Genomic DNA, 25963 nt, shown 5'->3' on the forward strand with positions numbered 1-25963 from the left:
TACACAAAAAAGACACCTGGAAATTCAGGCGTCTTTTTCTTTGTCTTGCTTTAATATTCGGATATCCTTCCATTTTCCCAGCTTGTAATACAAAATGGCGAAAACGCTGCTGATGATAAAGCTGACGGACATTCCGTAGGCAATTCCTCGTTCTCCAAACCACTGAGCAAATAAATAGGTCAACGGGTATCGAAGAATCCAAAATGAAATGAGGTTCAGGATCAGCACCTGCACCATGGCGCCTGAAGCCCGGACAACGCCGTTCAATACAAAATTAATACCCAGAAACGGATAAAAGAAGGCGATGCTTCTTAAATATTGAGCACCAAATTCAATCGTTTCTGCATCTTTTACAAACAGGGAAATAAACCAGGAAGCCCCTGCAACTACAATTGCGCTGATCAAAAGGGTCACACTCAAAATAAGATAAATCCCGTTTCTCGCGACCAATGAAACCCTGTCCCATTTGTTCGCACCAATATTCTGGCCTGCCATACTGTTTACAGCTGAGCCGAGCGTCATGGCGGGCAGCATGATCAAACTGTCCATCCGCTGGGCGACTCCAAACCCGGCCACCACATCTTCCCCAAAAGAAGCAACCACACTCATGATAGCGGCCACTCCTCCCGAGATTAACAGCATCTGCAGTCCTGCCGGAAGTCCAAGTGCCGTTACCGTTTTTAGATAATATCTTTCTGGCCAATGAGGAATTTCAAAAGGCACTTTGCCGGTTTTAACAGAATGATATACCCCATACAAGAAAGCGGCACCTTGTGAAAAAATAGTGGCATATGCGGCACCGTCCAATCCCATGTTAAATCCGCTGATGAACAAAGGATCCAGAATGGCATTTAAAATGACAGCAATCACGACAAACTGTACCGGTGTTTTACTGTCTCCCATTGCCCGGAGGATGGTTGAAATAAAATTATAGCCAAACAAAAACAAGATTCCCGCAAAATTAATCTGAAGATAGTTTACCGCCATGGGCATGACGGATTTCGGTGTTCCGAGAAGCTGAAGCAGCCACTGTGATGAAAAGAATCCAATAATGCCAAGCAAAATGGCCAAGCATCCCAAAAGAGTGACAAAGGCATTCACCGATTTTGTCAGCCCTTCAGCATCATCCGCTCCTTTTTGCTGCGAAAGAACCGTGAGTGCTGCTCCATTGATCCCAATAATAAACGACAATACAGCAAAAATGACCGTGGACGATATCGAAATCGATCCGACTTCCCTGCTTCCAAGAAGGTTTCCCACCCAATAGCTGTCAATGATCTGAAAGGAAACTTGGAGGAGATTGCTCAGGAAGATGGGCCAGGAATAAAAAATCATGCTTTTGAACAGATTGCCTTTTGTAAAATCGTGGCTAAGCGCCATGTCCTTGCTCCTCTCCTTGTTCTAAAATCGGGTTCTGTGTTTACTCGATACAAATTTGTGGAACTGTTTTTTAAAAGGTGAAAAATGAAAGGAGAATTATTTATGAATCAGGAGGAATTTAAACAAAAAATTAAAGATATTGTGGACTCAAATCCTGTTGGCACCCTTTCCACCGTTTCACAAAACAAACCAAACGCACGATATATGTACTTCCAACGTGATGATATTACCCTGTTAACCGCAACAAGTAAACAAACACATAAAGTGGATGAAATTGAAGAGAATCCAAACGTTCATGTTCTTTTGGGCTACACAGACTGGGACAGCCCATATATTGAAATGCAGGGAACCATCAGGGTTCGTGAGAAAGAAGTCATTAAAGAGGAATTCTGGCAGGATATGATGAAGCACTGGTTTACAGGCAAGGATGATCCTGATTTAATCATCCTTGAGATTCAACCAACATCATTCCGTCTGATGAATTCAAAAGAAAAGGAGCCCGTTACTTTGGAAATGTAATAAATCAAGAAAAGCATTCCCCAAAAGGAATGCTTTTCTTTATGCAATCAGTTCAAATGAATCACTGATGCGGATACTGCCTTTCACCGACTGAACCATTGAACAGTTTTTCTCTGTAACGCGCAGAGCTTTTTCAATTTTCTCTGGTGACAGGCCATTGCCTTTCAAAATAAAATGCATATGAATGCTTTCGATCCGGTCCGCCTCTTCCTTGTTTCTGACCACATCTGCTTTAATTTTGATATCTTCCACGTCCAGCCGCATTTTTGCGAGTACTTTTCGGAGTACTCCCCCGCTGCAAACCGCAACCGATGACACCATCAGCTGATAGGGTCTGAATCCATAGTGTGCATCTCCGGAAACATCAAGGGATCCATATTCAAATTGTGTTTGAAACCCGTTTTCTCTCATCGTAAATTCCATCATTATCACCTCGTATACCTTACAGTTTATACAACTTTCCATGGTTTTTACAAAAATTGCGATTTCCTGTCCATGACATGGCTATTCATTGTAAAATGGGGATAGATTTGATGCAAAGGATAGGTTATATAATGACTGTATTGACACGATCAAAATTCTCCATTTTAGTAAGTATTGTTTTTATTTCAGGATTTTCTCAAGGCATGCTGCTGCCTTTGATCGCCATTCTGCTGGAAGAGGCGGGCACTTCTTCAACATTAAATGGATTAAATGCTATCGCCCTGTATATCGGTATTGTTCTTGCTTCCCCTTTTATTGAAAAACCGATGAGAAGATTTGGCTATAAAAAAATAATCCTGTCAGGGCTTGTCCTTGTTACTGTTTCGCTTTTTTTATTCCCCTGGTGGAAAGCCTTCTGGTTTTGGTTCGCGCTACGCCTGGTGATCGGTGTAGGAGATCACATGCTCCATTTTTCCACACAAGTGTGGGTCACGTCCAACAGCCCGGCCCAAAAGCGTGGCCGAAACATTGCGCTGTATGGTATTGCGTTTGGCGCGGGCTTTGGAATCGGACCGCTTATGACCAGACTCGCTTCCGTGAGCGAGGCATTGCCTTTTCTTATATCAGGAACCTTCTGCCTGATATCATTCTTTATTATGACGTTCATCCAAAATGAGTTTCCGTCATCTGAAGGTGTAAAAGAAGCAGGAATGAATACACTCGGACGCTACCGGGAAGTTATGCGGGCAGCCTGGGTCGCCCTGTTGCCTGCCTTTGGCTACGGATTCCTGGAGGCTTCGCTAAACGGTTCTTTCCCTGTTTATGCATTGCGGCATGGCATACCAGTGAATTGGGTGTCCGTTTTACTGCCATCCTTTGTTGTGGGAAGCCTTGTCTTTCAATTGCCACTTGGATTATGGAGTGACCGCTTTGGCCGGAGAAAGGTGCTTCTCGTATGCCTTTTCGTAGGTTTTCTGGCCTTTACAGGTACTTTATTGGCCGGCAGCCACATGTGGATTTATTTACTTCTTTTTTTCATAGCCGGAATGTTTGTCGGTTCCCTGTTTTCACTTGGAATCACGTATATGAGCGATCTCCTTCCGCTGCACCTTCTGCCTGTGGGCAATATCCTGGCCGGAATCGCCTTTAGCTCCGGAAGCATGACAGGCCCTCTTGTTGGCGGCTGGTTTATTGAAGCCTTCCAATCAGGCGCATTTGTTTACGCGATCAGCGGCATGCTGCTGGTACTCCTCCTTGTCACCTATTTTCATAAAGGAACCGGAGAAAGAAATGAGTCGCAAAAAAACGTCGTCTGAGAACCAATAATATAAGCTGTCAGAATGCATACTAGTGAAGGCAATATTTTTGCATTCTGCGCTGAAATTCCTTATACTTATAATTGAAATTAAATAATAATAATTATAAATAAACCAATTAGCAAAGGAGCCACCTATTCATGAGATTACGTGATGAAATGCCGGAACTAAACGGCGCAACAGAATGGATTAACGGAGAAGTTAAAAAAGAAGATCTAATCGGCAACAAACCAACCCTTATTCACTTTTGGTCTGTAAGCTGCGGACTATGTAAAGAAGCTATGCCAAACATCAACAAATTCCGGGACGATTATAAAGATGAATTGAATGTCGTTGCCGTACACATGCCTCGTTCTGAAAAAGATTTAGACCTTGACCAAATCAAAGAAGTAGCAAAAGAACACGACATTTCACAACCCATCTTTGTTGATAACCAACACAACCTTACTGATGCCTTCGAAAACCAATACGTTCCAGCCTATTACGTTTTTGATGCAGAAGGAAAGCTTCGCCATTTCCAGGCTGGCGGCGAAGGCATGAAAATGCTAACCAAACGCGTCAACCGCGTACTAGGAAAAGAAACGAAGTAAACAAGAAAAGCTGAAGAGCCCGTTTAAAAGCGGCAGACGTTGGAACTCTTGAACATACAACACGCTTTTTGTGTTGTGTTGAAAGAGTGAAACGGCCGAGCTTTTGGGCTCTGAAGCTGGATCATAAGAAATGCTGAATGACCTGTTTAGCACCGAAAAACGTTGGAACTCCTGAATGGCAACACTTCTTTTGTGTTGCTTTGAAGGAGTGAAACGGTCGAGGAGCTAGGTCATGAAGCTGGACACCTTTAAATCTTGAAGAGCCACCTGATCATCTGTCAGGCGGCTCATTTTTACGAAAAAGACTTGATATGCAACTAATTTTTGTCGAACCGCAACTAATTCCCCTACCGCCTCTCTTTCACCTCCAAAAACAACCCCAAAAACTGGCCAAAAGGCAGCTGCGGGAGCTACCTTTTTCTCTTTAGTATGTTATTTTCAATAATTCTGTAGATAAGGGCGCAAAATTTAAACACAGCAAGCCCGACCATGGTGCCAAATCCGTTTAATAAAATGTCGTCGATATCGAAAATGCGGTGAGCATAACTATATTGAAGCACTTCGATGATTGAGCTTGTCCCAAACCCGATGAAGAACATAAGTGCCCATTTTGAAAGGAAGCGGTGGATAAGGGGTGGCAAGAATCCCAGAGGAAAGAACAATACGACGTTGCCAATGACGTTTTTGAAGATCAGCCAGTAATCGCCGCTTTTCCACATGAGTCTTATGCTGTCAAACAGCACAAGGTTCAGTGATTTACCGTACACATAATGGTTATAGGTAAAGAGAGTGACGTATATCAGAACCGTAAAATAAATTAAAAACAGGAGCCAGCCAATATTTCTCCACTTTAACCGGGCCTTTTTCTTAGTTACGTTTTTATTCTTGGTCATATTCCTTCTCCATTCAATCGCTTGATCCCGGCCAATTGCAGAACATCCAACTTATCCTCCGTTCAAAAAAAGCCCCATTCATTATACCATATGAGGTCGACAGGAAATCATGCAATTCGGGGGTGAATTTGTCCCAAAAAAAAAACCGCCTAATGCGGTCTTTTTAGAAACGCTATCTTGTTTTTGTCAGCAGGCCTCTTTCATAAGCCTGATCGATTTTAAATTTATGCAGTGTCGCATTGATAACACCGCCAAGGACAATAACCAGTCCTGTCAAATAAAACCACAGCATGAGGACAATTACAGCTCCAAGGCTTCCGTAAGTAGCTGAATAATTTCCAAAGCTGTCGACATAAAATGCGAAGCACAAAGATACAATCAGCCAGGCAACTGTAGAAAAGATTGCGCCATACCATACTTCACGATATTTCAGTCTTTTGCAAGGTCCCATGTAGTAAAGAACAGAAAAAACGACCGCTATGAACAGAAAACTAATCAGCCAGCGCATCAATCCCCATATGCTGAGGAAGACCTGATCCAGTCCGAGATAGGAGAAAATAAATTCACCAATCATTTTCCCAAAGACGGGAAGGACAAGAGAAACAACGATGGTAAGGATGAGTCCAATGGTAAGAAACACGGCAAGGGTTCTTGCCATAATAAACGACCGGCATTCCTCGACGCCGTATGCTTCATTCAATGCCTTAATCACCGCATTTACGCCATTAGAAGCGGACCAGAGTGTCGCAATGATCCCGAAAGAAAGCAGTCCTCCCTTTTTGGATTCAATGACCGTCTGCAGGTTTTCCCTGATGACCTTCATCGATTCACCAGGAACCACATTGTTTAACACTTTAACCGCATCTTCCGGAGAGATGAAAATCCCGCCGAGCGTAATCAGGAAGATCAAAAATGGAAAGAGGGACAAAAGAAAATAGTAGGCAAGCTGGGCTGCCAAGTCCGGCACATCATTTTTCTTAAAGCTGTGCATAAACTCCACTGCAAATGATTTTGGAGATATGTCTTTAAGCTGGCTAAATAAATTCATATAGGTTCACCTCGTTGTTTGAGCCCATTGAAAAAAAGGGCAACGATTAGTTGCCCTGATTCCTTCCAACTACATGTGGATTATTGTCTAAATCCGCATAGGACGGACCTGAAGTGGAAGTGGGTGAAGTAGAATTTTTATCTGAAATTTCGGCTACTGTATCTTTGCTGTGCTCTTTTACATCCTGTCCGGCGTCCTTTAATTTGCTGCCGATTTTAGCGACTTCACTTCCTGCTCCTTTTACTTGTTCTACAGCCTGCATCCCTGTGTTTTTTACGCTGTCCACTGTGTTCATAAGATGTTTTACATCTTCTACTACATCATTTACTGCTGTGGATGCCGATTGAAACGTTTCCTTCATGCCGCTTGTCAGAGATTGTGGATCGTCTTTAACGGTTTTAGCAATGTTCATGGTAGTATCTTTTACCCCGATTGACCGCTGTTTCATGGATTGTCTTGTTGAACGGTCCAGCATGGCAACCGCCGCTCCAAGGGCAGCTCCGATCAAGATGCCTTTTAACAATTTACTGTCATCTTTCTGATACGTTTCATAACTTTGGTAAGCCATTTTGCATCTCTCCTTATAATAAGTATTTGCGTGAGTGTACGGATTACATTCCCGATGCTTGGCATGAAAAAACATTTTTTTATTTTGTTTATTTTTATTTAGCAATGGGTATCTTAACGGTACAACACAATAAAACAAAAAACTTTTAAGGAGGAACACACACATGAGTTTTCTTTGGGCACTTATTATAGGTGGTATTATTGGATGGTTAGCAGGAGTAATCACAGGACGTGACGTTCCTGGCGGAATCATTGGTAACATTATCGCAGGTTTTGTTGGAGCTTGGCTTGGAGGACTAGTTCTTGGTGACTGGGGTCCTGACGTTGCAGGTTTCGCTATCATACCAGCGATCATCGGTGCGATTGTCGTTGTATTGATTGTCAGTGCTATCCTGCGTGGTATGCGAAGAAACGCATAACACTCCATACTAAAAAAACCGTTACGCCAAAAGGCGCGACGGTTTTTTTATGTTGCAAAGTCTTTTTTAAATACATGGCTGACCCGGGCATATCCCATCCTTGCTTCATAAAACCGGTGGGCATCTGTTCGTGCTGTGCCCGACGACAGAGCTACACAATTACAGTTATTTTGCGCCGCAAACGATTCAATGAACGAAAGAAGCTCTTCCCCGTGTCCTTTTGAACGGACCTGGTCATCGGTAACCAGATCATAGACCCACACATGTTTCCCGTAATAAAGGTTGGTCAACATGGCAAAGCCGGCCACAGCAACAATTGTCTCATCATCGTAGCAGGCAAGCAGGGTATAGCCGCTCGTTCTCATTTCTTCATATAAAGAGAGAAACAACGCTTCCGTTAAATGGGGACGCAGCTGCTTCATTACTGGAAACGCTTCTTTTACTTCAACACGTGTTGAAAGCTCCCGAACAATGCCCATTCCCATTCCTCCTATAGGTTTTCTCGCTCCACAATCTCTTCAAGCAAATGAGTGCATCCTTCTTTTACCATGGCGTAAACTTCATCAAAGTTGCCTGTAAAATAAGGATCCGGAACATCCTGTACCTCACTTCCAGGAACATAGTCCATGAGTCTTGCTACATGCTCCACAGGTGTATTGCCTGCGAGCTGCTGAAGATTTCCGATGTTTTCAGCATCCATCCCAATGACATAATCATACGCCGAAAGATCGGTCTCTGTGATCTGCCTGGCCTTTAGCCCTTCAAATGAAATCTTTTTATCGGTTAACAGCTTTTGGGTTCCGGCGTGAGGAGGTTCACCTACATGCCAGTTTCCGGTTCCGGCAGAATCTACTGAAATTTTATCCTCCAACTTTCGCTTGGCTACCATATCCCTGAAGATCGCTTCAGCCATTGGTGAACGGCAGATATTGCCGAGACATACAAACAGCACTTTAATCATCCATGACTCCCCCATCTTTTCAATGCTATTTTAAAGTATACCGTTATTCGGGCAAAAAAATAAGAAGAAGACCTTAAGTGTACTATAATGAGTACTAAAAGGAGTGATGCCTGATGACGGATCAACAGGCTATTGAACAGTTGGCTTCCTGGTTAAACCACTCTTCCTTCACTGTCGTTTTGAGCGGGGCCGGGATGTCCACCGAAAGCGGAATCCCCGATTTCAGGTCACATAATGGATTATGGAAAAACTTTGATCCTGCCTATGTTTCATCTGTCGAAGCCCTGGACAATCATTACGATCTGTTTAATGAATTTTACTCCCTTCGACTGCAGGATGTTGAGACCTGCAATCCTCATGAGGGATATGAAGCATTAGCAAGATTACAGCAAAATGGATTGATACATGCAATTGCTACCCAGAATGTTGACGGATTCCACCGGAGAGCTGGAGGAAAGAATATCTATGAACTTCATGGATCACTCCATAACATTTACTGCCACACCTGCAACAAAGTGCATTCAGCTGAAGATTTTAAAAAAGGATCGACCTGTTCCTGCGGAGGGAAACTTCGTCCATCCATCGTTCTTTTCGGGGAACTGCTGCCTGAGGAGGTATGGCACCAAGCCATGTCGGCTATTCGCCAGGCAGATTTGGTCCTGATCATTGGTACGAGCCTGCAGGTTTATCCAGTAAACCAGCTTCCTTCCATGGCGAAAGGAAAGACCGTATTAATCAACCGTGAGCCCACATCGATGGATTATCTTTTTGACCTTTCCATTTACAGCAGCGCAAAAGACACTTTGTTAGAAGTAGAGCAGCTTTGTCTTAAAAGATAGCAAAAAATCCTCTTTCACAAATGAAAGAGGATTTTTTGCTTAATCAGGGATCACTTTTACAAAATAATTCCGGGTGCGTGGACCATCGAATTCACAGAAATAGATGCCCTGCCATGTTCCGAGTACCAGGTCTCCTTCGTTGATAATGACCATCTGGGAGGAACCTACAGTACTTGCTTTTAAATGGGAGGCAGTATTCCCTTCCCCGTGGCGGTACTTCGGATGCTCCCACGGATAAACTTCATCGAGCCTCATCAACATATCCGATTTAACATCCGGATCGGCATTTTCATTAATTGTTATCCCTGCCGTTGTATGGGCACAATATACATAAAGAACCCCATCTTGCACACCTTGTTCCTGGATATAGGCCCTGACCGTCTCCGTTATATCCAGCATTTCGTCCCGGTTATGTGTCTGTATTGTGAATCTTTGCAGCAAAACTGATCACCTCGCTATATTTTTCCGTTATCTTATAACCATTACCATTCTGGCAAATCATCAAACACCGAAGAAAGGAATGCTTACTTACTATGGAACACCACGTATTTAATGACCTGACAGAAGTGCGTGAGGAACTGATTCAACATCCTCTCTACAAACAGCTGACCAATGCCGAACGAGTGAAAATCCTGATGAAGCACCATGTTTTTGCTGTGTGGGATTTTATGAGTCTTTTAAAAAAGCTCCAAATTAAACTTACATGTGTGTCCTTGCCATGGATGCCGGCACCTCACCCTGAATATGCCCGGTTCATTAATGAAATTGTACTCGGGGAAGAAACGGATGAAGATGGGGAAGGCGGATTTATCAGCCACTTTGAGCTTTATTTGAAAGGAATGAAAGAGGTAAAAGCAGATACAAATCCCATTGTGACTTATCTTACAAGGATAAAAGAAGGAGAAGACCCGCTTCTTGCGCTTGAGTCGGATGAAATTCCAAGAAGCGCTGCTGCTTTTACACATCAAAGTCTAAAGCTTGCCCAGCATGGAGAAGTACATGAGGTAGCCGCGGCTTTCTTTTTTGGAAGAGAAGACTTGATTCCCGACATGTTTCAGGTGCTTGTTGATGAAGTTTCCTCACATGGAGTGGACGCAAAAACATTAAAGTATTATCTGAACCGCCACATTGAGTTGGATGGGGATGAGCATGGCCCGCTTGCGGAAAAACTGCTGCTTTCGCTTTGCGCTGATGACCCGGAAAAGCTGCAGCAGGCAAAGCAGGCTGCTATCCAATCTCTAAAAATGCGCATCAAGCTTTGGGATGGCGTGTTAGAAGAAATAAAAGACGTTCAGGCTTAAAAAGACGCAGCCGGAGAATCCCGGCTGCGTTTCTTATTATTTGCGGTTCACACGTGTGCGGTCCCCGCTGATTCTTTTCCATTTATTTTTTTCCGCCAGCGCGGCACGCTGATCCTCTTTTCTGGTGAGGAACGCCAGCTCTTTTTGCAGCTTAACGTAGCTGTTATAACGTTCTTGATCCAATGTACCATCTGAAATGGCGGCCTGCACAGCACATCCTGGCTCTGTTGTGTGCCTGCAATCTCTGAACCGGCAGCGACCGGCAAATGCTTCTACATCCGAAAAGCTCTGGCTTACCCCTTCATCCGCTTCCCATAGCTGAAGCTCCCTCATTCCAGGAGTATCAACAACTACTCCTCCATCATGAAGCAATACCAGCTCCCGATGGGTCGTGGTATGGCGGCCTTTGTCATCATCTTCCCGGATGGTTTTCACTTCCTGTTTCTTTTCACCAAAAAGTGCATTCGTTAAAGTAGACTTTCCCGCTCCAGAGGAACCAAGCAGCGCCACCGTTTGACCCCATTCGAGATACGAAGACAGCTGGTCCAGCCCTTCTCCATTTTCGGCACTGATCGCATGGACTGGCACTCCCATCGCGATGCTCTCCACTTCCATTATCTTTCGTGAAACATCCTCACAAAGATCAGACTTGCTCAGAACAATCACCGGATTTGCCCCGCTCTCCCAGGCCATGAGCAAATAGCGCTCCATTCTGCGGAGGTTAAAGTCGGTGTTCAGAGCATTGACAAGGAAAACCGTGTCAATGTTGGCTGCCACAATTTGTTCTTCAGTCGTGACTCCCGCAGCCTTTCTTGAAAACTTGCTTTTTCGTGGCAAAATGGCGTGAATGGATGCTTTCTGTTCCTCTGGTCTTGCTGAGATCACGACCCAGTCCCCAACCGCAGGATAATCCTGGCGTTGCGTTGCCAAATGACGAAGCTTTCCTGTGACTTCGGCAAGAAGTTCACCATGCTCGGTAAACAAGCGGTACATTCTCTTATGCTCGAGAGCCACTCTTCCCACCGTGAATTGTTCTTGATCATAATCGGTAAAATGATGTTCGAAAAAAGATTCCCAGCCTAATTGTTTTAAATTCAATGTGATTCCTCCAATGGGATAAGTTGTTTTTTTGCAGAAAAAAAAAGACCGTGTCACCGGTCTGTAAGAAGCCGCTTAAACAACAGCCTTCCATACAAAATAAAAACCCGTGAGCATATTACACAGCCCACGGGAATCTACACTTAACCATTGAAAGTTACACAAACGTTGCATCAAAAAAACTTAAGGTCCAGTTTACCGGAGGGCTGTGATATGAAATTAACAACAATGATGGCAGATACAATAGCGATGTTCATAAAACATACCTCCTTAAAGACTCTTTAATTTCTTAACTATAGTATAAGTATGCAGGATTTGTAAACATGTTATTCAAAAGATTCAAAAAAAACCTGAATGGCCAAAGCCACTCAGGTTTCTTTAATCATTATCTTTTGCGGATCCAGATGGTACCGGCAGAGTTGTCACTTGCTTCACCAAGTACATGGAACTGTAATCCAAGGTTCGGAAGGATGCGTCCTGCATCAGCAATGACACCATCTTCTTCAGCACCGTTGTAGTCCGTCCAGTCGATATACTGTCTGGAGTCATCAAACGTTCTTACACCTTTTAGCCCTTTGTAGTCAAAGATACCGCGGGATGGAGAGTTGATGTACCAGGATGGAGCCTTGTCAAAGGAGAAGGCAGCATCTGCAACTTGGTAGCGAGTGGAATTTTCAATGGTTGGCTTGCCGTTAAGCGTACCAACGATTGCCTTAGGGTGTGAATCTACCACTCCAAGGAATCCATAGCCTGGATGAGGGCCAGTCCAGTTATCGGAATAGCTGTCATCTGCATACCATACCATCATACCTGTGTTGTATTTTACACCGCGGGCAAATTCAAGCGCTTTATCCGCACCAGCATAATTTCTCCACTCAAGGTAGTAGTTGTTTTTCTTAAAGTCAATACCATCGGTTGCTTTCGCTCCGCCAGCAAACGTCAATTTAGGAGTGCCTTCAGCATCATCAGTAAAGACTACATTGCCATCAACCGTTAATGAAAGGTTGTCCATGGCAAATCCGTTCAATGCCAATCCGCCGTCTGTAACATAGTTAAAGACGAGTTTCACTTTTTGGCCGGCAAATTCAGAAAGATCATAATCCTTGTCGACCCACTCACCTTTTGATGTTTCAGAGCCGCTTTTGTCTGTATTTTCATCACCAATGACATCAATAACCTTTTCAGATCCACTGTTTGTTACTGCTTTTACAGTCATATAGTCATAACCATACTCAACCTCGTAGTTTGCTTTAAAATTAAACTTTGCAGATTTTGCATTGGTAAGATCAAACTCAGGCGTTGTCATTGTTGTATTCAAATCATCGCCTTTTTCACTGTAATAGTATTTCTGACCAAATGCAGGTTTAAGTCCCTGTACCTTTTTATCAGGAAGGTTTACTTTCACAATTCCTGGATTTTTGGACTTTGTAACAGACTGGTCAATGGTAGTTAGAAGACCGAGCTTGTTAATGTTCTTGTAATCTACTTCCTGAATGTTGGCCCAGTTTCCTCCAATTGTTTTTTGGAAGAAATCCTTGTTTTGTGGTGAGAAGCTTGTAGGTGTTGTTCCTGCAATTTCCCCGTTCCAGCTTCCGCCGCTCATGATGGACCATGAAGCAACCGGCTCACCATCATCTGTATATTGAGTGTCATACTCATCCGGCAACCCTAGGTCATGGCCAAATTCATGGGCAAATACACCAACAGCTCCATCTTCAGGCTCAACTGTGTAGTCGAAGGCCGCCATCTGTCCGTTCCAGCGTTCTGAATTAGATTTCGTACCTGGGATTGGATACACACCGCCTAGATTCCAGCGGTGTGACCAGATCGCATCGTCTCCAAGCGCTCCTCCGCCGGCTTCCTGTCCAACACCTGCATGGATGACCATCAAATGGTCAACCAATCCGTCCGGCTCGTTAATGTTGCCATCACCATCAAGATCATAAATATCAAGATTATCATAGTCTTTTAGATTAATACCTGCTTTAACCGCAGCATTCAAGGAATCCTTGATAAAATCACGTGGTCCAATCGGTGCCTGATTGTCATTTCCGCCGTCTGGTGAATCATCACCATAGTCTGCGGCTTTACCTGGAACCGTAAGCCATGGAGAAACCGTTCCTTCTACAGTGTAGCTTCCACCTGACTGCTCTTCATAGTACTGTTTGAAGGTTTCTACCTTTGAGCCGTCAAATAGTTTAAATGGCTTGTCCCCGAAAAGCATTTGCTGATAATGCTGTTGGTTGAAGTCATCAGACCACATATAGCCTGGTTCCTGCTCAATATTATTGTGTTTGAAATCTGAGTACTCTGCCAAAAGCACAAGCACTTTGTCCTTTCTTACAGGACCGTTATATTTTTTTCCTTTTGCCGGTTTAACTTTGACAAAACCGTCAGACGATCCGCCTTTTTTCAACTGAGCATGGCTGTTGTTCAACTTCTTGGACAACTGCTCCTTTTGCTTGTTGAGGAAAGCCTTTGTTTTTTGGTCGAAACTCTTCTTGCTCGATGAAGATGAAGCAGCGACGTTTTCGGTTCCGCCTGTTTTTTCATTTTTACGTTCTATGTACTTCTGTACTGCCTTGGCTGTAGCCGCTTTTGATGCACTCTTGGCGATCAGCCCACGATCTTTCAACGCCTTTGCCAGTCGGTCCTGATCGACAACGTTCATGTCTATTGGTGCAAACTCAGACGTTTTCCCTTTAGACGGCTGTACATCGCTGGCAAACGCCGATGGTGACAACAGACTCAAAGAGAGTCCTCCAATCAAGAGCGTTGAGCCCAATTTTTTTGACCAATTTCCCAATGTAACCCCTCCTGTTTTTGAACAGCATGAATTTTCTGTATACTTTCTTTTTAAAGGTATCATAATACTAAGCTAAAGAGGATTATACTAATTTACTAAAATAGCAATTTTTTCATAAATCATTTTGATCCTTAAGACCTATACAAACCTGAAAAATGACAAAACAGCGTACGTTTTGACCAATTGATTCAAGCTTACTATTTATGCCAATCTGCTTATCTCGCCTCTGCCCTCTCTTTTAACTATAAAGTGAAGAACGGGCAAATGGTCTATTTATCGCAGAGAAAATATGGCCTTATCCCACCTTTCTGTAAACTACTGTAAATGGTTGCTTACTAAAAATATCATAACAAGAGCCTTTTGAAACGGGACTATGCTACTATTATTAGAATATTTATACTATTAAAAAAATACAACTGTCCATGCTGTATGGATTCCATATTTTCATGCCGGAGATAGAAGGAATGGACACCCAAAAACACGAATAGGGTTCTCATAAGGAGGAATAAAAGATGGCCAATCAATCTTTCATTGAAAAGTATAAAGAGGATCATCAGCATCCCATAAACAAACTGACCCATTCGATCGGCATACCGCTGATCGTTGTTTCGCTGCCTCTCTTTTTCTGGCGATGGAAACTTGCGCTGGCCTTATTTATCGTTGGGTGGATCCTTCAATTTATCGGGCACCTTGTTGAAGGAAAAAAACCTTCGTTTCTTAAAAATCCGGTCTACCTTCTTGTCGGTCCTGTCTGGTATGTCAGGAACATCCTTACAGGGAAGGCATTCAAAAAAGAAAAAATAGAAAAACCGCACCTGTAACAGCCGCCTCCAGACTTTGGAGGTCCCATTACAAAAGTGCGGTTTTCATTCTTCCTTTTTTTATTTATTTTTTTCAATCTCTTCCACGAGCACAGAAAGCTCTTCCCAGCGGTTCATCGCCGCTTCAAGCCGGGCTGCAACTTCCTGCTGTTCACGGAACAAGCCATCGATCTTGCCAAAATCACTTCCGGCTGCAGCAATCTGGGACTCTATTTCTTGATGCTTTTCTTCCAATTCTGCAATGGTGTCCTCAATGGTCTCCCATTCCTTTTGTTCCTTATAGGAAAGGCGGCGGGCTTTTTCTTTTTTCGGTTTCCAATCTTCAGGAGAAGCAGCTGTTTTCGAAGCTGCTATCTGTTCTTCATCTTTTCTTTTTTGCTCCAGGTATTCCGAGTAATCACCATCAAACCGCTCCACACTGCCATTTCCTTCAAGGGCAAAAAGGTGTTCCATCGTGCGGTCAAGGAAATACCGGTCATGGGATACCGTGATGACTGCTCCCGGAAAATGCTCCAGGTAATCTTCCAGAACCGATAGTGTTTCAATATCCAGATCGTTTGTCGGCTCATCCAGGAAGAGGACATTCGGTTCATCCATCAATACCCGCAACAGATACAGACGCCTCCTTTCCCCTCCTGAAAGTCTTGAAATATATGTCCATTGCGCACTTGGAGAGAAAAGGAACCGTTCCAGCATTTGCGATGCTGTGATGGGCTGGCCGTCTTTCGTATAAATGACCTCTGCCGCTTCGCGTATATACTCGATGACCCGCAGGTTCTCATCCATTTCTTCATGATTTTGGGTGTAGAAGCCCAGTTTAACAGTCGGGCCTGTTTCCACCTGCCCGGTATCCGGAGTCATTTTGCCGGCAAGGATATTTAAAAGCGTGGTTTTACCGCTTCCGTTTTTACCGATGATGCCCAGCCTGTCATCCGGCATAACCAAGTAACTGAAATCTCTGAACAATACCTTTCCGTTAAACGACTTGGATATCTCCTCAATCTCAATCACCTTCTTGCCGAGCCTCGCAGAACCAATCGCGACCTCCATTTGCCCTTTTTGGGCTGGACCCGATTGTTCCTTTAATGCTTCTGCACGCTGAACTCTTGCCTTCTGCTTGGTTGTGCGGGCTTTGGCTCCCCGTCGAAGCCAGGCCAGCTCCCGGCGAAGCAGATTTTGACGTTTTTGTTCGGATGACGCTTCGCGCTCTTCGCGCTCTGCCTTCTTATCCAGAAACATTTCGTAGTTTCCTTCATACGTATACAGATTTCCGGCCTCAAGCTCAATCATACGGTTCGTTACACGGTTTAAAAAGTAACGGTCATGTGTCACCATCAGGAGGGCGCCTCTGTATTTGGCAAGAAAATCTTCAAGCCATTCCACCGTTTCATTATCAATATGGTTGGTCGGCTCATCCAGTATGAGGAGATCAGCTGGCTGGATGAGAGCACGGGCAATAGCCACTCGTTTTTGCTGTCCGCCTGAAAGCATGCTCACTTGCTGTTCGAGCATTGTGATGCCGAGCCGGTTGAGCACTGTTTTTGCGGTTGTATTCGTATCCCATGCATCCATGGCATCCATTTTCTGCTGAAGGGAAAACAGCTTGTTCTGAAGCTTTTCATTCTGTGGATCTGCTTCAAGGCTGCTGATCGCTCTTTCATATTCGCGCAACAGCTGCATAAGGGGAGAATTCCCGTAAAATACAGCCTCGAGAACCGTTACACCTTCTTCGAAATAAGGAGTCTGGGAAAGGTATTCGATGTGAAAATCATTGGCGTGAATGATTTCTCCTGTGTCCGCCGATTCCAATCCCGCAATTATTTTAAGCAAAGTTGACTTGCCGGTTCCATTGACACCTATGATGCCGATCCGCTGCTTTTCACTGATTGTAAAGGAAATATCCTGAAACAGGGTTTTATCTCCGTAACTTTTTGAAAGTTGTTCAACCGATAATAAACTCATTTGCTCCTACCTCAGATCTATAGTTATCTTCTTTTATTGTAACAAAAATTGCTGAACAACCCGTACGATCGTGATTTAAAAAGTGGGGTCTGTTATGATAATAAAGGTTAAATGGTCCCTATTCAATAAATGGTTTAGACAAAGGTAGATAAGGCTATGTAACTATGGAAGCTAAAAAGGGGGAATGTTGAGATGGATCCTATGCAGCCCAGTGGTCCGTTGGATGCCATTGGTGCGTTAATGGGCATCTTTGGTTTACTGTCCTTTATCGTAACAATTTTTATCGTCGTTTTAACCATCATCTTTTTATTTAAGGCCATGGGCTTTATGAAACGGAAATTGGAAGCCGACCGCTTGAGAAACGAGCAGCTGGAACGGCTGATCCAGCTTCAATCCAATCATGAAATCAACCGTTACCGAACAGAGGAAGAACGTACATAACCCGCAAAAAAAGGATCGCGCCCGTGGCGCCATCCTTTTTTGTTTATCTTTCAATCAATCTCCATCAAAGAGGTTAAAAAGCCCTTTCGCTATACTTCCCTCATCCTTGGATTGAGGAATGGCAGCAAAGACCCTGCTTGCCAGCCTGCTAAACGGCAGGGATTGGATCCAGACTGCTCCCGGACCGCGAAGTGTCGCAAAGAACAATCCTTCACCGCCAAACAATGCCGTTTTGACTCCCTTCACCATTTCGATGCTGTAGTCGACGTCTCTTGTCATGGCAACGAGACACCCGGTATCCACACGAAGCACTTCTCCCGGCTGCAGTGTTTTTTCATGAATGGTACCGCCTGCGTGAACAAAGGCCATCCCGTCTCCTTCAAGCTTTTGCATGATGAATCCTTCACCGCCGAAAAAACCGGTTCCCAGCTTTCGCTGCAGTTCTATGCCGACAGATACCCCTTTCGCAGCGGCCAAAAAGGCATCCTTTTGACAAACAACTTTTCCGTCATACTCACTCAAATCCATTGGAATAATCTTTCCGGGATAAGGAGAAGCAAAGGAAACGTGTTTTTTTCCTGATCCATCGTTTGTAAAGGTCGTCATAAACAGGCTTTCACCTGTCAGCATGCGCTTTCCGGCATTGAATAACTTGCCCATCAAACCCGATCCTTGGGAAGAGCCGTCTCCGAAGATGGTTTCCATGCTGATGCCATCCTCCATCATCATCAAGGCACCTGCTTCAGCTACAACCGTTTCACTGGGATCCAGCTCCACTTCAACAAACTGCATGTCATCCCCATAAATTTTATAATCAATTTCATGGTTATTCATCTTTTCTTCCTCCTAAACTATTAAAAATCACTACTCCTTTTACGCATCCATGCTGCCAAAGGTTTCAATAATAAGAATACGGCTTTTTTCATGGATATTCCTTTTTATAAAAAAACTTCCGAAATTTTTTCGGAAGTTCATCACATTGGATCTATTTGAATGTTTATTGTACTTCTTTTTTTGTCAGCCCGGAACGCAAGGTGTGCCGAATAAACCACAAATTGATGAGTTCTACCTTTTTGTTGTACTCATTTATATTTAAACCGCCCTGTAAGTGTTTCTTCCTGATGATAAAAAAGTACTTTTCCACAACCTGGCTGTAGTCTGCCATGTGATGCTCCTCCTCAAAATTACAGATAATATTCTCTATTACCCGCTTTACTTTGTTCTTAAGCTTATATTTACGGATAGATTTGGGACAGACTACGTAAAAAGGAGGGTTATGAGATGTCAGAAAAAGAAACCGACTATGAAGGAAAGAAAAAGCTTTACCTCGACATCGACCGGATGATCAATGAAGGGATGGCCGGGGGAACAGTGGCCCATGAGTATGATTTGAATCAAATCAGCTATTCCACCGAAATAGGTGAAGAGGAAGAACCGCCAATCCGGCAGGAAGAAGACAAGAAATAGCAAAAGCAGGGAGCTCGTGACTCCCTGCTTTTTTTTAATCAGTTCATGTGTTGTTTGATCTGCTGTATGGATTTCAGCAGCTCTTGATACCGCAGCTCAAGCACTTCTTTCTGATCGCCTTTTCCTGGCATGGACAGTCTTCCAATCAGATCTGCGCGTTCAAGCTCCAGCGCTAACAGCTCTTCCTGTCCAGCAAATAGTTCCTGTTGGATTTCCTTTGCATGTTGCTGTTCAAAGGCAGCATAGTTGCCTTTGAAAAACAGACATCTACCCTCCCTGAATATCAACAAATGATCCGCAACGGTGTTCATCAGTTGGCGGTCGTGGGTAGCAAACAAAATGGTACCCGGAAAAACGGACAAGACATGCTCCAATGCCTCTCTCGTAAAAATATCCAGATAGTTGGTTGGCTCGTCCAGCAAAAGCAGGTTAAAGTCTCCGAGAAATATCTTGGCCAGTGCTGTTTTTACTCGTTCGCCTCCGCTCAGCACCTTCACTTTTTTGTGTACATCTTCCCGTTTAAACAGCATCCGCGCAAGCACCGTCCGAATAAACATCTTGCTGTATGGACTCTGTTCCGAAACATTTTCCAAAATAGAACGTTCTCCGTCCACAATCTCTAAATTTTGATGGAAATATCCGATCTTCAATGCCCGGGAGGCGGTTACGGACGAATGCCCCTTAAGAATCATGTTCATCATAGTAGTCTTTCCGCACCCGTTCGGCCCCGTCAATGCCACTTTCATTCCAGGTTTTACAGCAAAAGAAACCTCTTGAAACAACTTCCTCTGTCCAGCCGTTTTCTCCATATCTTTTACTTGTAACGCGAATCTCGCATGTACCGGGCTTAATTTTGCGATATCAAACTGAACGATTTCCATTTCCTTCGGTTTCTCTTTTTTCTCCAGCTGCTCCATCCGCTTTTCCATGGCCTTTACATTTTTCATCATGGCGGCCTGCTTGCTTTTCACCTTGCCTTTTCCAAGTTTTGCTTCGCTATCGCTCATCCGAGACGGCTTTTTTTTCATCCTTTTCACTTTTTGCGTTTTTGCACTTGCCGCTTCCTTCAGCCGCTGCTTTTCTTTTGTATAGGCTTCATACTCGAATTGCTGCCGTGTCAGATTATGCTCCTTCTGCTTTTGATAAGACGAAAAATTACCCGTGTAAAACGAAGGAACTGTATCCGCAATTTCAATCATTTTTGTACATACCTTATCAAGAAACGCACGGTCATGAGAGATGACGACTACGGCTCCCTTAAAAGAAGACAGTTCTTGTTCCAACTGCTGGATTCCATCAAGATCAAGGTGGCTCGTAGGTTCATCCATAAACAGCAAATCGGGTTCCTTCTCAAGTGCAGCCGCCAGGAACAGGCGGGTCTTTTCTCCTCCGCTCATGGATGTATACGCCTTAAGGTTTACGCCCCACTTCTTCTGTACCTTTTCTGATGGCAGTGTCTCCGCTTCGCGGACGAATTGAAATACGGATGCAATTTTTCCGTAAACATGGACTTCTCCTTTATCCGCCGCCTCTTCTCCGGCAAGCATATGCATCAGTGTGGATTTCCCTGCACCGTTTTGTCCGACCACGCCGATCCGGTCGCCGCTATGAATTAACAGCCGTTCCTTAAGCTGAACAATCAGCTTGTCCTGATACGATTTTTCAAGATCTGTTGTTTCCAATAAAAGCATAAAAAAACCTCCCTGAGAATCAGAGAGGAATTAGCTGCACAAAAAACACCCGATCATTGCAGATCACGCAAAAAGAAAAAGGGTATAAAAATGGGCAAACTAATCCTATCTGAAGTTTATTTTCAAAAAAGAAGATAAAGTTCATGTTAAATAGGAGTTAGTTGCGCATTGGACGATATACCTTTTCCTTTCCAGATTTTACTTCTCTTTTAGTTTAGAGCCGCTCCGGTATCTTGTCAATATCAATCGTCAAACCGGCGGATGTCTACTTTTTTCGGTTTTTGCCGGTCAGCCGGCAGCCGATAGAGCCTGAGATATAAGAATCCTTTTTTATACGTTGCCTGAATGGCATCACTACGGACTCTGTAAGGCAGCTCAATTTCCCTGCTGAAACTTCCGGAGCCAAACTCCTGCTTGGCAATTCTGTACTTGCCCCCGACAAGGTTGGTCTTTCCTTTTATATGAACACTTCTGTCGTCGACATAAACATCTACGTCTTCCGCTTTTTCCAAGCCCGGAATGGCTGCAATGCACAAAAGCTCATTATCGGATTCGTAAATATTAACAGCCGGAAATCCTTTTTCCTCTGCAGGCTCGGCAGGCTGGTTCCTTTGTGCCTCATCCTGCTGCCCATAAGGCGAAAAGAAGTTTTGCCCGAGATACTGATCGGCGAACTTCTTCCATTCCATCATCTGTTTCCATGAGTCCACGGAGTGATTCCCTCCTTTCTTGCAAGGTTGATGACTTAGATCAGGATGGAGCCGGAAGTTCCACTGTCGGAAGGGCGGCGAGCGGCGGCGCTGCTCCTGTATAGCCCCCGGTGTTATACAGGTTCGATACCGGCCGAATCATACCAGCGCTTCCAATCTGCATAACAGAGGAATTCTGAATCCCCTGCACCTTTAATTGATAAATGGTAATCGTTTGGTTGACAAAAAGATTCACAGCTATTCCTCCCTTCCCTTTGGTTCCCGGTGATTTCGTGATACAGGTTCAAAAGGAACGATGGACAAATTTTTGGGATCGGGATTCGTCCGGTAATCACGGACATGCTTTACTCTTGATTCCAAATCGATGTTCTGGATACCGCCGATATGAAGCATAGCAGCGGTGGAAATACCAAAAATATCAATCGAGTTCACTTTAATGAACGCTGGATCGTGGTAGGATTCCATGACCACCTCTTTTGGTGGAATTGCTGGAGGGCGTACCATGGTAAATATCTGATACCTTGGAAAATCGAGCAGGTTGTTGAGTGTGGGATTAAATTCAGGTTCGTATTTTTGAATGGCAATTGCCCTTGAAAACGCCGTATGTTCATCCGTATCTCCCACATTGACGATGGAAGAAAATAAAACCGAGCGAATATGGATGTGGTTCACTTCCGATGTACGCGGAATCATTTTTTATACGACCGATAAAGGAACAAGGGCGGTTCCGACCGTCAGAGTTTCAGGAGGTGTGTCAAAGGCAGCCGCAAGCGCGATGTGGCCGGCATCCCCTACCAATACAAGCGAAGAGATGCTTACCCCCACAATCTTAAGATCCCCGATTGAGAGATCATGATTGATCACCTGGAATTTCATGGTTTTCGCCTCCGATGTTATTATTTTTTAAACTCAGGATAAAATGCTCCATTCCTTTGTAGACATCGCCCTTTACCTTGTTTTCAACAAGAAGCAGCCCTTCCTGGTTTTGAGGCGGGTACTTTTGCATGTAATGTTCAAGCCTTCCCGGCAGTTGTGTCCGGATATCATTGATGATTAACTCATGATAGGTCTCTTCCAATTTATGTTCATGCTCTTCTTCAATCTTGGCAATGTCATCCGCTGCTTCAACGTTCAGGTACTCTTCGAGGTTCCGCATAATTTCAGTATATTCCCGGCTCGAGCTCAACGATCCCGGCGGGCTTCCGCCATTATTAGGGACAGCGATGGATTCTCCTCCCACGGTAAAATCATCCACGATATTTTTACCATCCGCATCAGAACTGAGCCCGATATTCAGGGTTCCGTCGAGCCTTTCAATTTTCAACTGATCGAATGAATATTGGATTTGTGTGGTCGGCTGGTCTTTTACCTTTTTCATATCCTTCGTCAAGTCTTCAATCTGCTTCTCCAATTCACACACTTTATCCTGGAGGCATTGAAGCTGCCCCTGCATTTGCTGTATATAGTAGTATTGATTGTAGGTGTCCGACATAACATCATCTCCTTACTATGTTTTATGCCGGACCTATCCCAAATTTGCTTTTTAAATCTTCACTTCTAGTAATTTCCGATGTTGGTATTGTCAACCTGGTCCATATCATACGTGTTTGTCAGGTTATAACCCGTATTGGTTCTGATGTTGTCGCCCGTATTAAAGGATCCGGCCCCCGCAAACGTCTTCGCGTTGCTGATTGGTTGGATGGCCTGAACATCCCCAATATGGACAATCGAACTGCTTGAAACTGAGGCAATGTTGATACTCCCTACGATACCAGGCATCCAACCCCCCCTGCCGTAACCGTCTCTTCATAGCATATGTAGCTTTCTCTTAGGTGTTCACCCTCCTTATACACACCAAATTCCTGCCATCATCATAGATTGATAAGAGCAGCAGGAATCCAGACAGCACGTCATAAGGGAGGTCGTATTACTTGCCATCACTCATCGTAGGACCAGTCACCATTTCCGCCGTTCAATCTGATGGAGTTGTCAATTTCGGTGACACCCTTGTCATCAATCCGAAAAGCACGAGCAAAGGATACAGTGGTTCTGGTGGAGGAAATACAGGGAATTTCATGCAAACCGTCACGTTCGTCAGCGCCACCAATACCCTTGACACCGATGCCGTAGATTCGAATGTAGCCGGCAACAATTAAAATGATTAAAGGAGGAGTTTGATCATGTCAGAAAACGACGGCCCTATTCTGCCCTTTTTAAATGAGAAATCGTTAGGTACATGGGTAAAATCACTCGAACAATTTATTGATAAAAGCTTTGAGCATTATCATACAATGGTTGATACCCTCTCATTCCCGCTTGAAGTTAAAGAAACAAAAGATGAATATCTGGCGTATGCAAATCTCGAATCCTATGACCAGAACCAAATTCAGATTGAAGTGCTGGACCGTGCTCTGAAAATTATTGCCTACGCCTCGGAAACGAACCGCTTCACAAATGACAGCACTAACATCAGCCAGTACAAGCAAGCGAACAAGCGGGTTGAACGCCTCGTTCCGCTTCCCTTTTCCGTTAAACAAGAGGACGTCCGTGCCACATTCGGAAACGGTGTATTAAAAATCAGGGTGCACAAACGAAAGCCTTCTGCCAACCTTATTGAAATTCAGCCTGAAACGGAAGAGTAAAGCCTGCAAAAAAACGCAGGCTTTTTGTTTTAATATAAGAGCTTCATAGTTAAATATCTTGTACACAAATACTAATTCTACATATGCTAAAAGGAACAAAAATCTTACCAGATAGGAACGATGATATGCGACAGCAAAATCCTTATGGATACGGTCAGTATCCTCCATATGGCTATCCCCTGGGAATGGGGTATGGGCAGCCGGGCGTTGGTTACGGCCAGCAAGGATTCCCCGGCTACCCCGGCCAAGCTTACGGACAAGGCGGTTATCCCGGAGCGGGTTATACCGGGTCAGTTCCAGGCTTTGGCCAGGGAGTGATTGGGGGATATCCGCAAAATCCGGGCTATCCACAGCAACAGCAGTACACTAAGCCGCCCCAAAGCGGCGGAGGCTGCGGCTGCGGAGGCCGATAAATGAGAAACCATCCGGGAACCGTTTCCCGGATGGTTTTTACATAGGAGAGGACATCTGGATGTTTTGCTTCAACCAGTTTTCTGTGAAGTCAACCAGCTTCTTTTGTTTCAACAGCCGGCAGGTTGCGGAGCCAGCCCCGGCAATTTTTATCTCTTGTCCATAGTTTTCTTCATATTGTCGGCCAATCTCTTCAAACAACTCTTCCTGATATTCAATTTGTTTATACGTTTTCCATATACGCTGTCCCGATTCAATGACAGGACTTTCTTCTTCCACTTGTTTCTGTCCAGGTACACGGTACTCGGCCAAGTGCATGGACGTGTTGCTGTCATGTCCAACTCCAATAAGGAGAATAGATCCATCGAGGTCATAAATCCTGGCAATTGGCGAGGATTCCCCCAGTCCGTTATCCAGGGAGTGATTCCCGGTAATCCATTCTTTATCCTTACCCCATGCTGCGAAGGATACCGTAGGGTGATTGCTTCTTATGACTCCCGGAAAGGTCCGGAATACTTCAGCGACAGCCCCCATGAAGTAAGTGGGCGAAATTGCCGGGTCGAATGCCGGCATCTCGGAACGTATGGTTTCCCACCATTCTTTGGGCACAGGAGGGTTTCCCCATCCTGCAGGGTCCGATAGTTCTGCAGAATGCGTCGGCATGATCAAGTTCCCCTCTTCGGTCACCACATCCATTAATGCCTGAACAACGGCAACAGCACCGCCGCACACCCAACCCATTTTACTCAACGATGTATGTACAATGACGGTCATTCCCTTTTGGACACCCAGTTTCTTAAAATCCTGAACCAGCGATGACCGGGTAACCAGTTGCTCTGTATTTATCACGCTTGAACTCCCCCCTTCATACGATAAGTATAACTGGACTATATCTCAAACGGAAAGGAGGGATTTGAATGAGCTTGCCTTTTGACGGAAATCAGCATTATCCCAAGCCATCTGTTGAGCAGTTTACTACCTGCGCACCTCAGCCCTACTGCGCCGGGCTCGGAGATATCGCTCCCGTGTTCACTGCAGCTTCCTTTCAAGACGGCGAAATCAAAGATGTCCGGCTCGAAGATTACCGCGGCCGCTGGGTGGTCCTCTTTTTTTATGGCAGTGATTTCACGTTTGTCTGACCGACAGAATTAGCGGCGGTCGCCGCTTTATATGAAGAATTCAAGAAACTGAACACCGAGGTGCTCGGCATCAGTACAGACAGTGTCTTTTCCCATAAAGTGTTTAAAGATGTATCTCCCCTGGCCGGCAAGGTGCAATACCCGCTTGTAAGTGACCGGAATCATATGATCAGCAGGGCCTACCGGGTTCTTGATGTATTCAGCGGGGCATCCGTCCGGGCTACCATTATTGTAGCGCCCGATGGCTTTATCGCGAGCAAACTCATCTATCCTTCTGAAGTTGGCCGAAATGCATATGAAATCCTGCGGCTCGTTCAAGCCCTCCAATTTGGGGAACAATCACAATCAGGCGTTCCAGCCAACTGGCTTCCCGGCATGCCTGGTCTCAACATGGATACCGAGAACATCGGGAGATTCTAGTCATCTGGAACGGAAATCAGAGCTTTTTCGTTCTTTTTGCGGGTCCCAACAGGTGCGATTTCAGCAATACAAGCGGGTTTTGAAGTTTTACTGTCCTAA

General features: G+C 44.5%; 34 protein-coding genes. 13 read left to right on the forward strand and 21 right to left on the reverse strand.

Annotated features, from left to right (window positions below):
• Positions 1 to 24: 24 nt before the first annotated feature.
• Positions 25 to 1380: an MATE family efflux transporter gene (locus tag DMO16_RS12365; RefSeq protein ID WP_129477720.1), complete on the reverse strand. Its 1356-nt coding sequence runs from the start codon at positions 1378 to 1380 to the stop codon at positions 25 to 27.
• Positions 1381 to 1482: 102 nt separating this feature from the next.
• Here DMO16_RS12365 and DMO16_RS12370 point away from each other — a divergent pair, with 102 nt between their 5' ends.
• Complete coding sequence (locus tag DMO16_RS12370) at positions 1483 to 1899, forward strand: pyridoxamine 5'-phosphate oxidase family protein (protein ID WP_129477722.1); 417 nt, start codon at positions 1483 to 1485, stop codon at positions 1897 to 1899.
• 39 nt (positions 1900 to 1938) lie between these two features.
• On the opposite strand, the gene DMO16_RS12375 is transcribed toward DMO16_RS12370, so the two are convergent.
• Positions 1939 to 2322 carry an OsmC family protein gene (locus DMO16_RS12375; protein ID WP_129480385.1) on the reverse strand — a complete coding sequence of 128 codons (384 nt, stop codon included), beginning with the start codon at positions 2320 to 2322 and terminating at the stop codon, positions 1939 to 1941.
• A 131-nt stretch (positions 2323 to 2453) separates the two neighbouring features.
• Here DMO16_RS12375 and DMO16_RS12380 point away from each other — a divergent pair, with 131 nt between their 5' ends.
• Positions 2454 to 3638 carry an MFS transporter gene (locus DMO16_RS12380; protein ID WP_129477724.1) on the forward strand — a complete coding sequence of 395 codons (1185 nt, stop codon included), beginning with the start codon at positions 2454 to 2456 and terminating at the stop codon, positions 3636 to 3638.
• 140 nt (positions 3639 to 3778) lie between these two features.
• Positions 3779 to 4228, forward strand: coding sequence for a TlpA disulfide reductase family protein (locus tag DMO16_RS12385; protein ID WP_061974329.1), 450 nt, complete (start codon positions 3779 to 3781; stop codon positions 4226 to 4228).
• A gap of 410 nt (positions 4229 to 4638) precedes the next feature.
• Here DMO16_RS12385 and DMO16_RS12390 read toward each other — a convergent pair whose 3' ends face one another.
• The 3 genes from DMO16_RS12390 to DMO16_RS12400 all read right to left on the reverse strand — a co-directional run bounded on the left by DMO16_RS12390 (position 4639) and on the right by DMO16_RS12400 (position 6737).
• Complete coding sequence (locus DMO16_RS12390; RefSeq protein ID WP_082635888.1) at positions 4639 to 5121, reverse strand: VanZ family protein; 483 nt, start codon at positions 5119 to 5121, stop codon at positions 4639 to 4641.
• 172 nt (positions 5122 to 5293) lie between these two features.
• Positions 5294 to 6169, reverse strand: coding sequence for a YihY/virulence factor BrkB family protein (locus DMO16_RS12395; protein WP_129477726.1), 876 nt, complete (start codon positions 6167 to 6169; stop codon positions 5294 to 5296).
• A gap of 46 nt (positions 6170 to 6215) precedes the next feature.
• Positions 6216 to 6737, reverse strand: a complete 522-nt coding sequence (locus DMO16_RS12400; RefSeq protein ID WP_129477728.1) for a YtxH domain-containing protein — start codon at positions 6735 to 6737, stop codon at positions 6216 to 6218.
• Between the two features lie 163 nt (positions 6738 to 6900).
• Between DMO16_RS12400 and DMO16_RS12405 the strand changes: the two genes are divergently transcribed.
• Positions 6901 to 7155, forward strand: coding sequence for a GlsB/YeaQ/YmgE family stress response membrane protein (locus tag DMO16_RS12405; RefSeq protein ID WP_061974337.1), 255 nt, complete (start codon positions 6901 to 6903; stop codon positions 7153 to 7155).
• Between the two features lie 47 nt (positions 7156 to 7202).
• Here the strand turns inward: DMO16_RS12405 and DMO16_RS12410 are convergent, their stop codons facing one another.
• Together DMO16_RS12410 and DMO16_RS12415 are read right to left on the reverse strand one after the other, a co-directional pair.
• Positions 7203 to 7634 carry a GNAT family N-acetyltransferase gene (locus DMO16_RS12410; RefSeq protein WP_129477730.1) on the reverse strand — a complete coding sequence of 144 codons (432 nt, stop codon included), beginning with the start codon at positions 7632 to 7634 and terminating at the stop codon, positions 7203 to 7205.
• 11 nt (positions 7635 to 7645) lie between these two features.
• On the reverse strand, positions 7646 to 8116 hold the full coding sequence (locus DMO16_RS12415) for a low molecular weight protein-tyrosine-phosphatase (protein ID WP_129477732.1): 471 nt from the start codon (positions 8114 to 8116) through the stop codon (positions 7646 to 7648).
• A 113-nt stretch (positions 8117 to 8229) separates the two neighbouring features.
• Between DMO16_RS12415 and DMO16_RS12420 the strand changes: the two genes are divergently transcribed.
• Positions 8230 to 8955 carry an SIR2 family NAD-dependent protein deacylase gene (locus DMO16_RS12420; RefSeq protein WP_129477734.1) on the forward strand — a complete coding sequence of 242 codons (726 nt, stop codon included), beginning with the start codon at positions 8230 to 8232 and terminating at the stop codon, positions 8953 to 8955.
• A 39-nt stretch (positions 8956 to 8994) separates the two neighbouring features.
• Here the strand turns inward: DMO16_RS12420 and DMO16_RS12425 are convergent, their stop codons facing one another.
• Positions 8995 to 9396 carry a secondary thiamine-phosphate synthase enzyme YjbQ gene (locus tag DMO16_RS12425; RefSeq protein WP_129477736.1) on the reverse strand — a complete coding sequence of 134 codons (402 nt, stop codon included), beginning with the start codon at positions 9394 to 9396 and terminating at the stop codon, positions 8995 to 8997.
• A gap of 92 nt (positions 9397 to 9488) precedes the next feature.
• Between DMO16_RS12425 and DMO16_RS12430 the strand changes: the two genes are divergently transcribed.
• Positions 9489 to 10256: a DUF3050 domain-containing protein gene (locus tag DMO16_RS12430; protein WP_061974347.1), complete on the forward strand. Its 768-nt coding sequence runs from the start codon at positions 9489 to 9491 to the stop codon at positions 10254 to 10256.
• Between the two features lie 36 nt (positions 10257 to 10292).
• Here DMO16_RS12430 and rsgA read toward each other — a convergent pair whose 3' ends face one another.
• On the reverse strand, positions 10293 to 11354 hold the full coding sequence (gene rsgA / locus DMO16_RS12435; RefSeq protein WP_129477738.1) for a ribosome small subunit-dependent GTPase A: 1062 nt from the start codon (positions 11352 to 11354) through the stop codon (positions 10293 to 10295).
• Between the two features lie 385 nt (positions 11355 to 11739).
• Positions 11740 to 14160, reverse strand: coding sequence for an immune inhibitor A domain-containing protein (locus tag DMO16_RS12440; RefSeq protein WP_425590036.1), 2421 nt, complete (start codon positions 14158 to 14160; stop codon positions 11740 to 11742).
• A gap of 512 nt (positions 14161 to 14672) precedes the next feature.
• On the opposite strand from DMO16_RS12440, the gene DMO16_RS12445 reads away from it, so the two are divergent.
• Positions 14673 to 14981, forward strand: a complete 309-nt coding sequence (locus tag DMO16_RS12445) for an Mpo1-like protein (protein ID WP_129477742.1) — start codon at positions 14673 to 14675, stop codon at positions 14979 to 14981.
• 60 nt (positions 14982 to 15041) lie between these two features.
• Here the strand turns inward: DMO16_RS12445 and DMO16_RS12450 are convergent, their stop codons facing one another.
• Positions 15042 to 16943, reverse strand: a complete 1902-nt coding sequence (locus DMO16_RS12450) for an ABC-F family ATP-binding cassette domain-containing protein (protein ID WP_129477744.1) — start codon at positions 16941 to 16943, stop codon at positions 15042 to 15044.
• A 192-nt stretch (positions 16944 to 17135) separates the two neighbouring features.
• On the opposite strand from DMO16_RS12450, the gene DMO16_RS12455 reads away from it, so the two are divergent.
• Entirely contained in the window at positions 17136 to 17384 is a 249-nt protein-coding gene (locus DMO16_RS12455) for a hypothetical protein (protein ID WP_061974359.1), read from the forward strand.
• A gap of 54 nt (positions 17385 to 17438) precedes the next feature.
• Here DMO16_RS12455 and DMO16_RS12460 read toward each other — a convergent pair whose 3' ends face one another.
• Positions 17439 to 18218 carry a TIGR00266 family protein gene (locus DMO16_RS12460; protein ID WP_129477746.1) on the reverse strand — a complete coding sequence of 260 codons (780 nt, stop codon included), beginning with the start codon at positions 18216 to 18218 and terminating at the stop codon, positions 17439 to 17441.
• A gap of 163 nt (positions 18219 to 18381) precedes the next feature.
• Positions 18382 to 18549 (reverse strand): hypothetical protein, encoded by a 168-nt coding sequence (locus DMO16_RS24300; RefSeq protein ID WP_156412591.1) that lies wholly within the window; start codon positions 18547 to 18549, stop codon positions 18382 to 18384.
• Positions 18550 to 18665: 116 nt separating this feature from the next.
• Here DMO16_RS24300 and DMO16_RS12465 point away from each other — a divergent pair, with 116 nt between their 5' ends.
• Positions 18666 to 18851, forward strand: coding sequence for a hypothetical protein (locus DMO16_RS12465; protein WP_061974363.1), 186 nt, complete (start codon positions 18666 to 18668; stop codon positions 18849 to 18851).
• Positions 18852 to 18889: 38 nt separating this feature from the next.
• Here DMO16_RS12465 and abc-f read toward each other — a convergent pair whose 3' ends face one another.
• The 7 genes from abc-f to DMO16_RS12500 form a co-directional block, all read right to left on the reverse strand.
• Positions 18890 to 20542 carry a ribosomal protection-like ABC-F family protein gene (abc-f, locus tag DMO16_RS12470; RefSeq protein ID WP_129477748.1) on the reverse strand — a complete coding sequence of 551 codons (1653 nt, stop codon included), beginning with the start codon at positions 20540 to 20542 and terminating at the stop codon, positions 18890 to 18892.
• 242 nt (positions 20543 to 20784) lie between these two features.
• Positions 20785 to 21252, reverse strand: a complete 468-nt coding sequence (locus DMO16_RS12475) for an Hsp20/alpha crystallin family protein (protein WP_061974367.1) — start codon at positions 21250 to 21252, stop codon at positions 20785 to 20787.
• A 40-nt stretch (positions 21253 to 21292) separates the two neighbouring features.
• Positions 21293 to 21487: a spore germination protein GerPB gene (locus tag DMO16_RS12480; RefSeq protein WP_061974369.1), complete on the reverse strand. Its 195-nt coding sequence runs from the start codon at positions 21485 to 21487 to the stop codon at positions 21293 to 21295.
• Between the two features lie 2 nt (positions 21488 to 21489).
• A complete protein-coding gene (locus DMO16_RS12485; RefSeq protein WP_129477750.1) occupies positions 21490 to 21945 on the reverse strand; it encodes a spore germination protein GerPE in 456 nt (151 codons plus the stop codon).
• Between the two features lie 3 nt (positions 21946 to 21948).
• Positions 21949 to 22128 carry a hypothetical protein gene (locus DMO16_RS12490; RefSeq protein ID WP_061974373.1) on the reverse strand — a complete coding sequence of 60 codons (180 nt, stop codon included), beginning with the start codon at positions 22126 to 22128 and terminating at the stop codon, positions 21949 to 21951.
• Positions 22103 to 22744 carry a spore germination protein GerPC gene (gene gerPC, locus DMO16_RS12495; protein ID WP_129477752.1) on the reverse strand — a complete coding sequence of 214 codons (642 nt, stop codon included), beginning with the start codon at positions 22742 to 22744 and terminating at the stop codon, positions 22103 to 22105. Before gerPC ends, DMO16_RS12490 begins: the two co-directional genes overlap by 26 nt.
• Positions 22745 to 22809: 65 nt before the next feature.
• The gene (locus tag DMO16_RS12500) at positions 22810 to 23031 is read right to left on the reverse strand and encodes a spore germination protein (RefSeq protein ID WP_129477754.1); all 222 of its coding nucleotides are present in this window, start codon (positions 23029 to 23031) and stop codon (positions 22810 to 22812) included.
• Between the two features lie 152 nt (positions 23032 to 23183).
• Between DMO16_RS12500 and DMO16_RS12505 the strand changes: the two genes are divergently transcribed.
• The 3 genes from DMO16_RS12505 to DMO16_RS12515 all read left to right on the forward strand — a co-directional run bounded on the left by DMO16_RS12505 (position 23184) and on the right by DMO16_RS12515 (position 24307).
• Positions 23184 to 23408 (forward strand): spore germination protein, encoded by a 225-nt coding sequence (locus tag DMO16_RS12505; protein ID WP_061974379.1) that lies wholly within the window; start codon positions 23184 to 23186, stop codon positions 23406 to 23408.
• Positions 23409 to 23432: 24 nt separating this feature from the next.
• A complete protein-coding gene (locus DMO16_RS12510; protein WP_061974381.1) occupies positions 23433 to 23894 on the forward strand; it encodes an Hsp20/alpha crystallin family protein in 462 nt (153 codons plus the stop codon).
• Between the two features lie 125 nt (positions 23895 to 24019).
• Positions 24020 to 24307 carry a hypothetical protein gene (locus DMO16_RS12515; protein WP_129477756.1) on the forward strand — a complete coding sequence of 96 codons (288 nt, stop codon included), beginning with the start codon at positions 24020 to 24022 and terminating at the stop codon, positions 24305 to 24307.
• Between the two features lie 37 nt (positions 24308 to 24344).
• On the opposite strand, the gene DMO16_RS12520 is transcribed toward DMO16_RS12515, so the two are convergent.
• A complete protein-coding gene (locus tag DMO16_RS12520; RefSeq protein ID WP_241840555.1) occupies positions 24345 to 25154 on the reverse strand; it encodes an aminoglycoside N(3)-acetyltransferase in 810 nt (269 codons plus the stop codon).
• 68 nt (positions 25155 to 25222) lie between these two features.
• Between DMO16_RS12520 and DMO16_RS24925 the strand changes: the two genes are divergently transcribed.
• A complete protein-coding gene (locus DMO16_RS24925; RefSeq protein ID WP_240482421.1) occupies positions 25223 to 25864 on the forward strand; it encodes a peroxiredoxin in 642 nt (213 codons plus the stop codon).
• Positions 25865 to 25963 lie beyond the last annotated feature (99 nt).

This window comes from Fictibacillus sp. S7 (assembly GCF_004127935.1).
In the GTDB taxonomy this organism is placed as follows: domain Bacteria; phylum Bacillota; class Bacilli; order Bacillales; family Fictibacillaceae; genus Fictibacillus_C; species Fictibacillus_C enclensis.